This window comes from Geodermatophilus sp. URMC 64 (assembly GCF_053502555.1).
Genome location: NZ_CP199955.1, coordinates 5,271,828 through 5,285,647, shown reverse-complemented (window position 1 = coordinate 5,285,647; position 13,820 = coordinate 5,271,828). Strand labels below are relative to the sequence as shown.

Sequence of the window (13,820 nt, the reverse complement as noted above, 5' to 3'; positions counted from 1 at the left end):
GTTGGTGCTGTTCGACCTCGACGGCACGCTGGTCGACTCGACCCCGGGCATCTGGGCGTCGGTGCGGGTGGCGGCGGCGCGGCTCGGGCTGCCCGAGCCGACGGAGCAGCAGCTCACCGCGATGGTCGGCCCGCCGCTGCAGGACGGGTTCGCGCTGGTCCTCGGCGTGCCGCTGCCCGACGTCCCGCGGGCGGTGGCCGCCTACCGGGCGCACTACTCGGCAGGGGCCCTGCTCGACGTGCGCGTGTACGACGGCGTCCCCGAGCTGCTGGGCCGGCTGTCCGCGGACGCCACGCTGGCCGTCGCCACCAGCAAGCCCGAGACCTTCGCCGTCCGCGTGCTCGAGCACACCGGGCTGCTGCGGTTCTTCGCCTCGGTGCACGGCGCGACCCTGGACGGCGCTGGCCGCCCACCCCGGCGGCCGCGATCCGGTGCTGGTCGGCGACCGGGCGCACGACGTCCTGGGCGCCGCCGCGCACGGGCTGCCCTGCATCGGCGCCGGCTGGGGACCCGCCCCGCCGGGCGAGCTGGCGGAGGCCGGCGCGCTCGTCGTCGGCACCCCCGCGGAGGTCCCCGCCGCGCTGGCCGAGGTGCGCCAGGGGTGAGCCGGGCCGCGAACGGGCAGGAAGGCACCCGTGTCCGCCGCCCTGCGCCTGCCCGATGCGCTCGAGGCACTGCGGGACCGTGTCGCCGCGGCGCCCCTGCGGCTGGCCACGGCCGGCCGGGATCCGGCGGTCCGGGCCGCCCGGGCGGTGGTCGACCAGATCGACGACTACCTGCTCCCGCGGCTGCACGACCTGGACGCGCCGCTGCTGACCGTCGTCGGCGGCTCCACCGGCGCGGGCAAGTCCACGCTGGTGAACAGCCTGCTGGGGACGGCGGTGAGCCCGGCCGGGGTGCTGCGGCCGACCACCCGCGCCCCCGTGCTCGTGTGCGCGCCCGCCGACCAGGCCGCCTTCGCGGGGGACCGCGTGCTGCCGCACCTCGCGCGCACGACCGGAGCCGACGGCGACGGCACGAGCGGGCTGCGCCTGGTCGCCAGTGACGCGCTGCCGACCGGCCTGGCGCTGGTCGACGCCCCCGACGTGGACTCCGTCGTCGAGGCCAACCGCGACCTCGCCGGTCAGCTGCTCGCCGCGGCGGACCTGTGGATCTTCGTGACCACCGCGGCCCGCTACGCCGACGCGGTGCCCTGGGAGCTGCTCCGCACCGCCCAGGAACGCGGGACCGCGCTGGCGGTCGTGCTGGACCGGGTGCCGCCCGAGGCGGTGCGCGAGGTCGCCGACGACCTGGCGGGCATGCTGCGCCGCGCGGGCCTGGCCGCCGCGACCCTGTTCGTGGTCGAGGAGCGGCCGCTGGTCGACGGACTGCTGCCCGAGGACCAGGTCGGGCCGCTCCGGTCCTGGCTGCACGGTCTGGCCGCCGACCAGGAGCAGCGCGCCGCCGTCGTCCGCCAGACCCTCGCCGGCGCGCTGGAGAGCCTGGACGGGCGGGTCGCCGGGGTGGCCGCCGCCGTGGACGAGCAGGCCGCGGCCGCCGACGCGCTGCGGGCCACCGCGGCCGACACCTACGACCGGGCCCGCGCCGAGGTGGCCGAGGGGGTGGCGAACGGCAGCCTGCTGCGCGGGGAGGTGCTGGCCCGCTGGCAGGAGTTCGTGGGCACCGGCGAGTGGATGCGCAGCCTCCAGGGCCAGGTGAGCCGCCTGCGGGACCGGGCGACCGCCGCGCTCACCGGCCGGCCGACGCCCGCGGCGGGGCTGCGGGACGCGCTGGAGTCGGGGGTGGAGGTGCTGCTGCGGGCCGAGGCCGACGAGGCGGCCGAGCGCACCGTGCTCGGCTGGCGCACCCTGCCGGGCGGACCCGGCCTGCTTGCCGGCCGGGAGGGCGAGCTCGACCGCAGCTCACCGGGGTTCGCCGCCGCGGCCGCCGACGAGGTCCGGGAATGGCAGGGGCACGTGCTCGAGCTGGTGCGGGACGAGGGCGCCGGCAAGCGGTCGAAGGCCCGCGCGCTGTCGTGGGGGGTGAACGGGGCCGGCGCGGTCGTGATGGTCGGCATCTTCGCCCAGACCGGCGGGCTCACCGGCGGGGAGGTCGCGGTCGCCGGCGGGACGACGGCGGTCGGGCAGCGGGTCCTCGAGGCCGTCTTCGGCGACGCGGCGGTGCGCAGCCTGGCCGCGCGCGCCCGCACGGACCTCGACCGCCGCACCGACCGGCTGCTGCGCGGCGAGCAGGACCGGTTCGACGTCCTCGTGGACGACGCCGCCCCGCCGCCCGGCAGCGCCGAGGAGCTGCGCGCCGCGGCCCGCGCGCTGGCCGACGCCCGGCGGGAGGAGCGGTGACCCGGCTCCTCGCCCGCCGGGAGACGTCGCTCGGCGACCGGCTGGCCGCCCTGCGGGAGGCGGTCGAGGTCGCCGACGGCCGGCTGGAGCTGCCCGAGCTCGGCGCCGCCCGCCGGCTGCTGGCGAAGGCCGGCGCGCGCGAGGCGCTGGGCGACGCCACCGTGGTCGCGCTGGCCGGCGCGACCGGCAGCGGCAAGTCGACGCTGTTCAACGCGCTCTCCGGGGCCGAGGTGAGCAGCCCCGGGGTGCGCCGGCCGACGACGGGGGTGGCCCACGCCTCGGTGTGGGGCGAGCACGGCAGCGACCGGCTCCTGGACTGGCTGCAGGTCCCGCGGCGGCACCGCGTCGCCGATCCCGATCCGGCGCTCGACGGGCTGGTGCTGCTCGACCTGCCCGACCACGACAGCGTCCGGCTGGAGCACCGCCTCGAGGTCGACCGGCTGGTCGAGCTCGTCGACGTCCTGGTGTGGGTGCTCGACCCGCAGAAGTACGCCGACGCCGCCGTCCACGAGCGCTACCTGGCCCCGCTCGCCGGGCACGCGGGGGTGCTGCTCGTGGTGCTCAACCAGGTGGACCGGCTGGATCCGCCCGCCGTGCAGGCGTGCCTGGCCGACCTGCGCCGGCTGCTGGACGCCGAGGGGCTGGCCGCGACGCCGGTGCTGCCCACGTCGGCACGGACCGGCAGCGGCCTGCCGGAGCTGCGGGCGGAGCTCGCCCGCCGGGTGGCGGCCCGCCGGGCGGCCTCCGACCGGCTGGCGGCCGACGCCCGCGGGGTGGCCGCCGAGCTGGCGGCGCACTGCGCCCCCGACCGCCCGGACGGCGGCCGCCGGGACGGTGGCGAGGGGTTGACCGACGCCCTCGCCGACGCCGCCGGGGTGCCCGCCGTCGTCGGCGCCGTGGAGCGGTCGGCGCGGCGCGAGGGGACGGCGCGCACCGGCTGGCCGCTCGTGCGCTGGGCCGCCCGGCTGCGGCCCGACCCCCTGCGGCGGCTGCACCTGGGCGACGAGCGCGCCCGGACGTCGCTGCCCCCGGCCGGCGCCGTCCAGCAGGCGGCGCTGACCGCGGCGCTGCGCCGGGAGCGGACCGCGGCCGGCGACGGCCTGCCGCAGGCCTGGCGTGACGACCTGCGGCGCACCCTCGAGGTCAGCGAGGCCCGGCTGGCCGACCGGCTCGACCGCGCGGTGGCCGGCACCGACCTCGGGCCCGACCGGGTGCCGCTCTGGCAGCGCGCGGTCGGCGGGCTGCAGTGGCTGCTGGCGCTGACCGCGCTGGCCGGGGCGCTGTGGTTGCTGGTGCTCGTCGTCCTCGGCTGGCTGCAGCTGGACGACGTCGTCCCGCTGCCCCGGGTGCAGGGTCTGCCCCTGCCGACGCTGCTGCTCGGCGCCGGGCTCCTCGCCGGCGCCCTCGTGGCGCTGCTGGCGCGGCCGTTCGTGCTGCTCCGCGCCCGGCGGCGCGCCCGGCAGGCACGGCGGCGGCTGACCGACCGGATCGCCGAGGTGGGGCGCGAGGAGGTCCTCGAGCCGCTGGCGCGGACCGGCGAGGCCCATCGCCGCTTCTGCGCCGCGGTGAGCCGGGCGGCCTCCTGAACCTCAGCGCGGCAGCAGCGCCTCGACGCGGTCGGCGGCGCTCGGCCGGGTCTTGGCCTCGGCCGCGAGGACGTCGGCGAACCGCCGGGCCGCCTCGGCGTAGGCCGGGTCGTCGAGCACCTGGCGCACGGCCGCGGCGATCCGCTCGGGCGGCGCCTTCTTGTCCACCCGGACCCCGGCGCCCAGGCGCAGCACGCGCACGGTGTTGTCCTTCTGGTCGCGGCCCATCGGGATGCAGACCAGCGGCACGCCGGCCGCCAGCGACTTGAGCACGCTGCCGTGGCCGGCGTGCGTGACGACGGCGGCGGCCTCGGCGAGGACGGCGCGGTGCGGCGCGGCGCGGACCACCCGCACGTTGGCCGGGGCCGGGACGTCGGCCGGGTCGACCGCGCGGCCGGTGGTGAGCACGGCCCGGACCGGCAGCCCGCCGAGCGCGGTGGCGACGCGGCGCAGCAGGTCGACCTGGTCCTGGAACACCGAGCTGGTCGCCACCAGGACGAGCGGCTGGTCACCCGCCGGCCGCCAGTCGCCGCCGGCGGCCCAGTCGGGGTCGTCGAGCTGCGGGCCGACGAAGTGGACGTTCGCCGGGATGTGCGGCGAGGAGAAGTCGAACGACGGGCTGGTGAGGACGAGCACCTCGGCGCAGCGGTCGAACAGCTCGAACATGTCGCGGACCGGCGGCCGGCCGTTGGCCGCGAGCACCGGGTTCAGCCCCCGCACGAACCGGTGGAGCACCCGCCGCATCGCGGCCCGGATGACCGCGTCCCGCGCCCGCCCGAGGGGGCCGCGGGGCGGCAGCCAGCCCGAGGTCATCACGGGCATCCCGGGGGTCGGGCGCACGTAGATGTTGGCCATCAGCGCGGCCGTGGGCCGGCCGGTGGCCTGGGCGCCGATCAGCATCCCGGGGAGGGAGTCGGCGACGATCACGTCCACCGGGTGGTCCCGCACGGCGGCGACCACGTCGGCCGCGAATCCCGCGGCCGGTCCGACGATGAAGTGGTCGCGGGCGGCTCTGAGCTGGTGCAGGCCGTTGCCGCTCTCCATCTCGGCGATCAGCGCGGTCTGCTCGGCGATCGAGTCGATGTGCGGCGCCGTCCGCCACGGGCGGAAGCCGCAGCCCGCGGCCCGGGCGGACCGTTCGGTGATCGGGTCCCCGAGGACCTCGACGGAATGGCCCCGGCGGACCAGTTCCGCGGCCAGGCCCAGTGCGGGCGGAAGGGTGCCACCGGCGTCGATCACCGCGAGGAGGAACCGTCCCCGCGGCCGGTCAGGGAGTTCGGCCATCTCGCACCACCCGGGGAGCCGCGCGCGGCCATGGTCGTCGCCCCGGCGTCGCGGCGGAAGAGCCGCCCGGCGGAATGTGTGAAACCCCAGGTCGGATGGGCAAGCGTCCGGCATGGGAGACAGCCCGGGCCTGCACGCGCTCGCCCTCGTCTGCAGCCTGAAGCCGTCGCCGGCGCCGTCCAGCAGCGAGAAGCTCGCGCGCGAGGTGCTCGACGCGCTCGGGAAGCGGGGGGTGACGCACGAGCTGGTCCGCGTGGTCGACCACGACGTGAAGCCCGGCGTCGAGGTCGACATGGGCGACGGCGACGAGTGGCCGGCGATCCGCGAGAAGCTGCTGGCCGCCGACATCCTGGTCTTCGCCACGCCGACCTGGATGGGGCACATGACCAGCATCGCCCAGGGCGTGCTCGAGCGGCTGGACGCCGAGCTCTCGGAGACCGACGACTCCGGCCGGCCGCTGATCACGGGCAAGGTCGCGGTGGTGGCCGTCGTCGGCAACGAGGACGGCGCGCACCACATCAGCGCCGATGCCTTCCAGGCGCTCGACGACGTCGGGTTCACCATCCCGGCGCAGGGCGTCACGTACTGGAACGGCGAGGCCATGCAGGGCGTCGACTACCTCGACCTGGAGGAAACGCCCGAGCCGGTCGCCCAGGCCACGCAGACCCTCGCCGAGAACGCCGCGCACCTGGCCCGGCTGCTCAAGGCCCACCCCTACAGCTGACGGCTGCCGTCCGGGTCGGCCGCGTCGGCGAGCGGGGGTCCGCCGTGAGCGGGCCGGAGCCGGTCACGCCCCGGCGGAGCCCAGCAGTCCGAGCTGCTGGGCCTTCACGACCGCTTCCAGCTGGGAGCGGGCGCCGAGCTTGGCGTGCAAGGACTTCACGTAGCCCCGGCAGGTCTCCTGGGTGATCCCCAGGACCCGGGCGATGCCCTTGACCTGCATCCCGCGGCCCAGACAGTCGAGCACCTGCTGCTCCCGGCGGGTCAGCTCCGGCCGGATCTCGTCGACCGGCGCCCCGGGGGAACCGGCGGTCGGCGTGGCGGAGAACGTGGAGGGAGCGACCAGCATCTGCCCGGCGCGGACGCGGGAGATGATGTCGAGCATCTCGGCCAGCGAGCCGTCCTTCGGGATGAAGGCCGACGCGCCCGCCTGCGTCGCGCGGACCACCCACTCCGGATCCCGGTGAGCGGAGACCACCGCGACGACGGCGTCCGGTGCGACCTCACGCAGCCGACGGGTCGCGGACAACCCGTCCTCCCGCGGCATCTGGATGTCCATGACCACGACGTCCGGCCGCAGGTCCTCGGCCATCGCGACGGCCTGAACGGCAGAGTGCGCCGTCCCCAGCACGTCCATCCCGGCGGCCTGCAGGGCGCCGCAGAGCAGTTCGGCGAAGGCCCGGTGATCGTCGACGACCAGCACGCGCGGCGCGGCCGGGACGGCCGGATGATCGAGCTGGTCGGACCGGTCGAGGGCGAGGGTCAACATCGTCTCCAGGTCGGGCCTCGCCGGCGGGGTCTCCCGCCGACAGCAACGACCGTGACCTCCCGGCCGCAGGGCCACCTCGACGGATCCGCAAGGAACGCGCAAGAACGGGCGGCGGGTCCCCGGGAGACGATCAGGCGGCGAGCGGCTCGGTCTCCGGGGCGGACTCCTCGGCGGACGCCCCGGCCCGGCGCAGGCGCGCCGTCACGCTGGCCGCCGCGATCAGGGCCAGGACGATGACGACGCCGCCGTAGATCTCCGTCGTCCGCCCGAGCCCGATGCCGCTGACCGCGAGGCCCGCGGCGATGGCCGGCAGGCTGAACGCCAGGTAGCCGACGACGAAGGTGGCCGCCAGCAGGCCCGCCCGGTGCCCGGGCTCGACGCCGTGCGTGATCATCGCGATCGCGCCGAGGAACGAGGCGCCGAAGCCGAACCCGGTGACGACGGCGGCGACGAACAGCAGCGCCAGGGAACCCACCAGGACGGCGATGACCGTGCCGGCCACACCCACGGCGAAGGTCAGCGAGCCCGCGACCAGCGCCTTCTCCGGCGCCACCGGCCGCATGGCCAGCGACCCGAAGACGCCGGTGCCGTTGAGCGCCAGGATGAGCAGGCTGCCGACGATGTGGTTGTCCACGCCGAAGACCTCGGCCACCAGCGACGGCCCGAGCGAGGCGTAGAGCCCGCCGAGCGCCCACGCGGCGACGACGACCGGCAGCGCGACGAGGAAGGGGCGCCGGTGCCGCGGCGGCACCTCGACGCGGGGGCGCAGCGAGGCCACCGCGCCCGGCACCCGCGGCGAGGTCTCGGGGAGCAGGAGCAGGACCCCGGGGACGGCGAGCGCGCAGACGGCGGTGAGCGCGCCGAACACCCAGTCGGTCGGCGAGGGGACCAGTTGCACGAGCAGCCCGGCCCCGACCGCGCCCAGGGACAGGCCGATGCCGGGGGAGGCGCTGTTGATGAACGGGCCGAGCGGCCGCTCCTGTCGCTGCAGGTCCAGCAGCCAGGCGCCGAGGGCGCTGGTCAGCGCGCCGGTGGCCAGGCCCTGCACGACGCGGGCGGCGAGCAGCCAGCCGACGCCGTCCGCGGTGAGGAACAGCGCCATCGCGGCCGCCTCGAGCGCGAACGCGGCGGCGATGACGGGGCGGCGTCCCACGTGGTCGGACAGCCCGCCGACCACGAGCAGCGAGCCCAGCAGCGCGAACGCGTAGATCGCGAAGATCGTCGTCAGGACGCCGGAGCTGAAGCCGAACTCCTGCTGGTAGACGCGGTAGAGCGGGGAGGGGACACCCGACGCCGCGAGCATGAGCACCAGCAGGACGGCGACCGACCAGAACGCGGCCGGTCGGGACAGTCGGCGGGTCGGCACGACAACCCTCAAGCCCGCTCGGCGCGCTCGCATTCCCGTCCGGCGGCGCGCCCCTCAGGGTTCGTGGGTGCGCGGGGTCCAGACGGCGCCGGACGGGCCGACGCGGGTCCGGGAGGAGCCGACCAGCACCAGGCAGCGCATGTCGACGGTCTCGGGGTCGAGGTCACCGAGGGTGGTGACGACGACCTTCTCCTCCGGCCCGCCGACGTCGCGGCCGACGACGACCACGGTGTCCGGCGACCGGTTCTCCAGCAGCACCTTCTGCGCCTCGCCGAGCTGGTGCGGCCGGGCCTTCGAGCGCGGGTTGTACAGCGCGAGCACGAGGTCGGCCGACGCGGCGGCGCGCAGCCGCTCGACGACGACCCGCCACGGCTTGCGGACGTCGGACAGCGACAGGACGGCGAAGTCGTGGCCCAGCGGCGCCCCGACCCGCGAGGCCACCGCCTGCGCGGCGGTCAGCCCGGGCAGGACCCGCACGCGGACACCCGCGAACTCCGGCCGCTCGGCGACCTCGAGCACCGCCGCGGCCATCGCGAACACGCCCGGGTCCCCGCTGGAGACGACCGCGACCCGGCGTCCGGACCGCGCGAGGGTCAGCGCGTGCGCCGCCCGCTCGGCCTCCACCCGGTTGTCGCTGGGATGGCGGGTCTGCCGCGGGTTGGCCGGCACCCGGTCCAGGTACGGGCCGTAGCCGACCAGGTCGTCGGCGGCCGCGAGCGCGTCGGCGGCCTCCGGCGTCGTCCAGGACCGCTGGCCCGGCCCGAGCCCGACCACCACCACCTCGCCGGCGTGCGCCTCGGGCGCGTGCTCCTCGGCCTGCGGGAGCGGCCCGGTCAGCTCGCTGGGCAGCAGGGCGAGCGAGAAGTACGGCACGGTCGCCGGGTCGACGTCGGCCAGCGGGGCCACCCGCTGCTGCTCCGTCGTCGCCCGCTCGACGTAGAACGCCCGGTCCAGCACGCCGGCCGCCTCGAACGCCTCGCGCACCGCGGGAAAGGTGCGGCCCAGCTTCAGCACGGCCGCCGAATCCGTCGTCGCCAGCCACTCGGCGAGCTCGTCGGCGGGCAGCGTGCCGGGCAGCACGGTGAGCACCTCGTCCCGCTCCACCAGCGGCCGACCGAGCACCGCCGCCGCGCCGCTCACGCTGGTCACCCCGGGCACGACCTCGGTCGGGTACCGGTGCGCCAGCCGCTTGTGCATGTGCATGTAGGACCCGTAGAAGAACGGATCCCCCTCGGCCAGGACGACGACGTCCCGGCCGGCGTCCAGGTGTGCCGCCAGCCGGGCCGCGGCGTCGGCGTAGAACTCCTCGATCGCGCCCTGGTAGCCGCCGGGGTGGTCGGTGGTCTCGGTGGTGACCGGGTAGACCAGCAGCTCCTCGATCTGCCCCTCGCGCAGGTAGGGCGCTGCCAGCGCTCGTGCCACCGACCGCCCGTGCCGCGCGGCGTGGAAGGCGACGACGTCGGCGGCGCCGATCAGCCGGGCGGCCTTGACCGTGACCAGTTCCGGGTCACCCGGCCCGAGCCCCACCCCGTAGAGGCGGCCGGTCGTCATTCGATGCCCCCCGCTCCCGCGGGGCGCTCCGCTCCTCGCTCGTTCCTCGCTGCGATGCTCACGCCCCTGTCCGCTCACTCCACGTCGCTCGCGATCGCGTTCACGGCCGCGGCGGTCATGGCGCTGCCGCCGCGCCGCCCGCGCACGACGAGGAACGGCAGGTCGGAGGCGGCCAGCGCCTCCTTGGACTCGACCGCGCCGACGAACCCGACCGGGATGCCGAGGACGGCGGCCGGCCGTGGGGCGCCGGCCTCGACCATCTCCAGCAGGTGGAACAGCGCGGTGGGGGCGTTGCCGATCGCGACGACGGCGCCGCCGAGCCGGTCGCGCCACAGCTCCAGCGCGGCCGCGGTCCGGGTGGTGCCGAGCGCGGCGGCCAGCGCCGGCGTCCGCTCGTCGTGCAGCGTGCAGACGACGTCGTTGTCCTTGGGCAGCCGGCGGCGGGTGATGCCGGAGGCGACCATCTCCGCGTCGCACAGCACCGGCGCACCGGCGTCGAGGGCCTCACGCGCCCGGGCGACCACGGAGGGGGAGAAGGCGAGGTCGGCGACGAGGTCGACCTGCCCGCAGGCGTGGATCATGCGGACCGCCACGCGCGCGACGTCCTCGGGCAGGCCGGCGAGGTCCGCCTCGGCGCGGATCGTCGCGAACGAGCGCCGGTAGATCGCGGCGCCGTCCTTCTCGTAGTCGTACATCGGTACGGGAGGCTACGTGGCACCGGACGCGGGTAGCGGACCCCCGTGGCCCTTCCCAAGATCCTCGTCCTCGTCCTCGCCGGCGGCGCCGGTGGCCGGCTGGAGCTGCTCACCGACCACCGGGCCAAGCCCGCCGTCCCCTTCGCCGGGGTCTACCGGCTGATCGACTTCCCGCTGAGCAACTGCCAGCACGCACGCGTCGCCGACGTGTGGGTGTCGGTGCAGTTCCACCCCACGTCGCTGTCCGACCACCTGGCCAACGGCCGGCCGTGGGACCTCGACCGCACCTACGGCGGGCTGATGACGCTGCCGCCGTACCAGGGCACCGAGCGTGGCGGCTGGAACGAGGGGACGGCGGACTCGCTGTGGCGCCAGGCGGAGCTGATCCGCGGGTTCGGCGCCGACGCGCTGGTGGTGGTGAGTGCCGACGCCGTCTACAAGCTCGACTACCGGGAGGTCGCCGAGGCCCACCTGGGCTCCGGCGCCGAGGTGACGATGGTGACCACCGAGGTCGCCGCCGACGACGCGTCGCGCTACGGCATCGTGCGGGTCGACGGCGACCGGGTCGTGGACTACGCCTACAAGCCCGACGAGCCGGCGACGACCACGGCCACCAACGAGGTGTTCGTCTTCTCGCCGGAGGCGACGCTGGACCGGCTCGAGGCGATCGCCGCCGACGTCGGCGAGGAGGGCCTCGAGGACCTCGGCAGCCATCTGCTGCCGGGGCAGACCGAGGACGGCGCCGCCCGCGCGTACCCGCTCGACGGCTACTGGCGCGACGTCGGCACCGTGTCGGCGTACTGGGCGGCGCACCAGGACTTCCTCGCCGAGGAGCCGCCGCTGGACCTCGACGACCCGGGCTGGCCGGTGCACACCCGCGGTGGGCGGCACAGCGCTGGGCGGGTCCTGCGCGGGGCGGAGGTCGAGCACAGCCTGGTCTCCGGCGGCACCCGGGTGGCCGGCGCGGTGCGGGGCTCGGTGCTCTCGCCGGGCGTGGTCGTGGAGGCCGGCGCGACCGTCGTCGACTCGGTGCTGCTGCCCGGGGTGCGGGTGCGGTCGGGCGCGACGGTCAGCCGGGCGGTGCTGGACGACGGCGTCGACGTGGGGAAGGGCTGCGCCGTCGGCGGGGACGGCGACATCACCCTGGTCGGCCGCGCCGCCCGCCTGGACCCGGGGACCACGGTCGAGGCCGGGGCGCGCTTCCCCGACCCCGAGCGGGACTAACCGATGCGGTAGCCGGCGCCGGTCGCGACCACGTCGACGACGTCGCCGCGGGGGCGGCCGCAGCGGCGCTCGCACCCCGCCCAGTGCTGCCGCGCGCCACCGGCCGGGAGGGTGCCGGTGGCCACGGCGGCGGTCGCGTCGGCCCGGACGTCGGCGAGCGACTTCGCGCAGCCCGGCCGGCCGGCGCAGGCGCTCACCTGCAGCCACGGGCTGCCGGCGTCGAAGACCATGCCGGTGCGGTGCAGGTCGACCGCGGCGTCGTCGACCGCGTCCTCGGCGAGGTCCGGCACGACGACGCTGCGCCACGGGGTCACCTGCACCTCGGGGGCGAGCCGGGCGAGGAGCTCGGCCAGATCGGCGCCGAGCCGGCCCAGCGGGAGGACGCCGATCAGCGCGATCCGCCCGTCCACCTGCGTCTCCGCCCCGACCGGCCCCACCACCGGTGCGGCCGGCACCTCGACGCGGTCGCCGTCCGGCGCCTGGAGCCGTGCCGCCACCCGGGTCCGGCCGTCGTCCAGCTCGGCCAGCCGCCAGGCGGTGCCGCCCTGGGCGGCGCGTTCGGCGCGGAAGGCCCGGGTGGCGGCGAGCAGCAGGTCGACCGCGTCGTCGGACAGCGCGCGCAGGCCGCTGTCGGCGCCGCCGAGCAGCAGCGCGACCGAGCCGTCGGCCAGCGCGAGCAGACCGACGTCCCCGCCGAGGCCCGAGACGTCGCCGCGGCCGTCGTCGAGGGTGGCGAGGAACCGGCCGGGCAGGTCGGCCAGCGCCGGGTCGGCCCGCAGCCCCCCGTCGAACGCGTCCACCCACGGGCGGACGTCGGCCCGCCCGCCGGCCCGGCCGGACAGGGTGCTGGCCAGCACGTTGCGGACCCGCTCGTGCGTCGCGCTGGGCAGCAGGCCCGCCGCGGCGAGCCGGTCGCCCAGCTCGACCTCGGTGCCGGTGGCCAGGCCGCGCAGCTGCAGATTGCCGCGGCTGGTCAGCTCCAGGGCGCCGTCGCCGAGCTCGCGCGCCGCCGCCGCGAGCACCCGCAGCTGCGCGGCGGTGACCCGGCCGCCGGGTACGCGCACGCGGGCGAGCGCGCCGTCGGCGGCGGCGTGGGTCTGCAGGGCGCCGGGGCAGGTGTCGGCGCGGAGGCGGGGGGCGGCAGTCATGACGACCGCGAGGCTACGACGGCGTGCGGATCAGCGGCCGTCGAACGACATCCAGACCCGGCGCCGCTCGGCACGGCCGCGCACCCGCGCCATCGCCGCCACCCGACGGTGCTGGTCGGCCGTCGCGATGCGCTGCACCACCGCGATCTCCGCCCAGCGCATCGCCCGCTCCGCGGCCAGCTCCTCGGCGGTCCGGGGCAGCTCGTCGGCCGTGCCGTCGACGGCGTCGTCCGTCCCGCGCGGGCGGGCGTAGGGGCTGTCCGGCGGCAGGTTGCCGCTGACCCGGCCGTAGGTGCCGAGCAGCAGCAGGACCAGCCCCGCGCCGATGGAGAAGAAGACGTTGGCCAGCCGGAAGGCCAGGACGTTCAGGCCGGTGTCCAGCACGGCCAGGTTGGCCAGCGCCGAGACGAGGAAGAGGACGCCGACCACGATCATCACCGTCGAGGCGATCCGCGGACCGCGCACCGCCGCCCCGATCAGCACGACCGCGGTGACCACCGAGATCGTCGAGAGCAGGCCGTTGGAGGACAGCCCGAGGACCGGCTCCCCCTCGGTCGAGAAGTACTCCAGGCCCCCGGCGAAGCCGAGCAGCCCGAACACGAGGATCACCAGCGCCACGACGACGGCGCCCAACCGGTGGACGGCGAGGACGCGCTCCCGGGGTGCGACGGGCGTCAGGTGGCGGCGGAGGGCGAGGGACATGGGCGGGCTCCCTGGACGAGGACGGTCTGCCCCTCCTTCCACCGGGGCGGGCCCCCCGGATGCACCGTGGGAAGGCGCGGCCGGCCGGAGCTGTTCCCACCGTCGTGACGACGCCCTTCGAGCTGGACCTGCACTCCGAGTACCTGCGCGCCGACCTGTTCCTGGCGATGGGGCAGCCGACCGAGGCCGCCCGCATCCTGACCGCGGTGGTCGAGGCCGAGCCGGCGAACCAGGCCGCCCTCGAGCTGCTGGCGCGGGCCTACTTCGGATCCGCCCAGCTGGGCCGCGCCGAGGAGACCCTCACCCGGCTGGTGGAGCTGGCGCCGGCCAACGGCTGGGCCCGCCGGGCGCTGGCCCGCACCCTCGAGCGGCAGAGCCGCGCCGAGGAGGCCGCCGTCCACCACCGGATGGCCGACGCCCTCGGCGCCGACTGAGC

13 protein-coding genes and 1 pseudogene are annotated in these 13,820 nt (G+C 76.9%); 7 read left to right on the top strand and 7 right to left on the bottom strand.

Going from position 1 to position 13,820, the window contains the following annotated elements:
• Positions 1 to 4: 4 nt before the first annotated feature.
• From ACWIYF_RS25870 to ACWIYF_RS25855, 4 genes and pseudogenes are all read left to right on the top strand, one after another.
• Positions 5 to 352: pseudogene (locus ACWIYF_RS25870) on the top strand (HAD hydrolase-like protein); the annotation flags it as partial.
• A gap of 79 nt (positions 353 to 431) precedes the next feature.
• Positions 432 to 605, top strand: coding sequence for a hypothetical protein (locus ACWIYF_RS25865; protein WP_448625691.1), 174 nt, complete (start codon positions 432 to 434; stop codon positions 603 to 605).
• Between the two features lie 30 nt (positions 606 to 635).
• The gene (locus tag ACWIYF_RS25860; RefSeq protein ID WP_448625690.1) at positions 636 to 2,339 is read left to right on the top strand and encodes an ABC transporter; all 1,704 of its coding nucleotides are present in this window, start codon (positions 636 to 638) and stop codon (positions 2,337 to 2,339) included.
• A complete protein-coding gene (locus ACWIYF_RS25855; protein WP_448625689.1) occupies positions 2,336 to 3,925 on the top strand; it encodes a GTPase in 1,590 nt (529 codons plus the stop codon). Before ACWIYF_RS25860 ends, ACWIYF_RS25855 begins: the two co-directional genes overlap by 4 nt.
• A gap of 3 nt (positions 3,926 to 3,928) precedes the next feature.
• Here the strand turns inward: ACWIYF_RS25855 and ACWIYF_RS25850 are convergent, their stop codons facing one another.
• The gene (locus ACWIYF_RS25850) at positions 3,929 to 5,209 is read right to left on the bottom strand and encodes a nucleotide disphospho-sugar-binding domain-containing protein (RefSeq protein WP_448625688.1); all 1,281 of its coding nucleotides are present in this window, start codon (positions 5,207 to 5,209) and stop codon (positions 3,929 to 3,931) included.
• Positions 5,210 to 5,321: 112 nt separating this feature from the next.
• Between ACWIYF_RS25850 and ACWIYF_RS25845 the strand changes: the two genes are divergently transcribed.
• Positions 5,322 to 5,933: a flavodoxin family protein gene (locus ACWIYF_RS25845; protein WP_448625687.1), complete on the top strand. Its 612-nt coding sequence runs from the start codon at positions 5,322 to 5,324 to the stop codon at positions 5,931 to 5,933.
• Positions 5,934 to 5,996: 63 nt separating this feature from the next.
• Here ACWIYF_RS25845 and ACWIYF_RS25840 read toward each other — a convergent pair whose 3' ends face one another.
• The 4 genes from ACWIYF_RS25840 to ACWIYF_RS25825 form a co-directional block, all read right to left on the bottom strand.
• On the bottom strand, positions 5,997 to 6,698 hold the full coding sequence (locus ACWIYF_RS25840; protein WP_448625686.1) for a response regulator transcription factor: 702 nt from the start codon (positions 6,696 to 6,698) through the stop codon (positions 5,997 to 5,999).
• A 130-nt stretch (positions 6,699 to 6,828) separates the two neighbouring features.
• A complete protein-coding gene (locus ACWIYF_RS25835) occupies positions 6,829 to 8,064 on the bottom strand; it encodes an MFS transporter (protein WP_448625685.1) in 1,236 nt (411 codons plus the stop codon).
• A gap of 54 nt (positions 8,065 to 8,118) precedes the next feature.
• On the bottom strand, positions 8,119 to 9,615 hold the full coding sequence (locus ACWIYF_RS25830) for a precorrin-2 C(20)-methyltransferase (protein WP_448625684.1): 1,497 nt from the start codon (positions 9,613 to 9,615) through the stop codon (positions 8,119 to 8,121).
• A gap of 74 nt (positions 9,616 to 9,689) precedes the next feature.
• A complete protein-coding gene (locus ACWIYF_RS25825) occupies positions 9,690 to 10,310 on the bottom strand; it encodes a precorrin-8X methylmutase (protein WP_448625683.1) in 621 nt (206 codons plus the stop codon).
• Positions 10,311 to 10,355: 45 nt separating this feature from the next.
• Here ACWIYF_RS25825 and ACWIYF_RS25820 point away from each other — a divergent pair, with 45 nt between their 5' ends.
• Entirely contained in the window at positions 10,356 to 11,534 is a 1,179-nt protein-coding gene (locus ACWIYF_RS25820) for a glucose-1-phosphate adenylyltransferase family protein (RefSeq protein WP_448625682.1), read from the top strand.
• Here ACWIYF_RS25820 and ACWIYF_RS25815 read toward each other — a convergent pair.
• The gene (locus ACWIYF_RS25815; protein WP_448625681.1) at positions 11,531 to 12,682 is read right to left on the bottom strand and encodes a precorrin-3B synthase; all 1,152 of its coding nucleotides are present in this window, start codon (positions 12,680 to 12,682) and stop codon (positions 11,531 to 11,533) included. The genes ACWIYF_RS25820 and ACWIYF_RS25815 overlap by 4 nt on opposite strands.
• 30 nt (positions 12,683 to 12,712) lie before the next feature.
• Positions 12,713 to 13,384 (bottom strand): DUF4383 domain-containing protein, encoded by a 672-nt coding sequence (locus ACWIYF_RS25810; RefSeq protein WP_448625680.1) that lies wholly within the window; start codon positions 13,382 to 13,384, stop codon positions 12,713 to 12,715.
• Positions 13,385 to 13,488: 104 nt separating this feature from the next.
• Between ACWIYF_RS25810 and ACWIYF_RS25805 the strand changes: the two genes are divergently transcribed.
• On the top strand, positions 13,489 to 13,818 hold the full coding sequence (locus ACWIYF_RS25805) for a tetratricopeptide repeat protein (protein WP_448625679.1): 330 nt from the start codon (positions 13,489 to 13,491) through the stop codon (positions 13,816 to 13,818).
• The last annotated feature ends 2 nt before the right edge of the window (positions 13,819 to 13,820 follow it).

Bases quoted from the DNA above. Each gene is read 5' to 3' on its own strand.
- ACWIYF_RS25850 (WP_448625688.1), bottom strand. From the start codon at position 5,209: ATGGCCGAACTCCCTGACCGGCCGCGGGGACGGTTCCTCCTCGCGGTG.
- ACWIYF_RS25815 (WP_448625681.1), bottom strand. From the start codon at position 12,682: ATGACTGCCGCCCCCCGCCTCCGCGCCGACACCTGCCCCGGCGCCCTG.
- ACWIYF_RS25830 (WP_448625684.1), bottom strand. From the start codon at position 9,615: ATGACGACCGGCCGCCTCTACGGGGTGGGGCTCGGGCCGGGTGACCCG.
- ACWIYF_RS25845 (WP_448625687.1), top strand. From the start codon at position 5,322: ATGGGAGACAGCCCGGGCCTGCACGCGCTCGCCCTCGTCTGCAGCCTG.
- ACWIYF_RS25825 (WP_448625683.1), bottom strand. From the start codon at position 10,310: ATGTACGACTACGAGAAGGACGGCGCCGCGATCTACCGGCGCTCGTTC.
- ACWIYF_RS25840 (WP_448625686.1), bottom strand. From the start codon at position 6,698: ATGTTGACCCTCGCCCTCGACCGGTCCGACCAGCTCGATCATCCGGCC.
- ACWIYF_RS25810 (WP_448625680.1), bottom strand. From the start codon at position 13,384: ATGTCCCTCGCCCTCCGCCGCCACCTGACGCCCGTCGCACCCCGGGAG.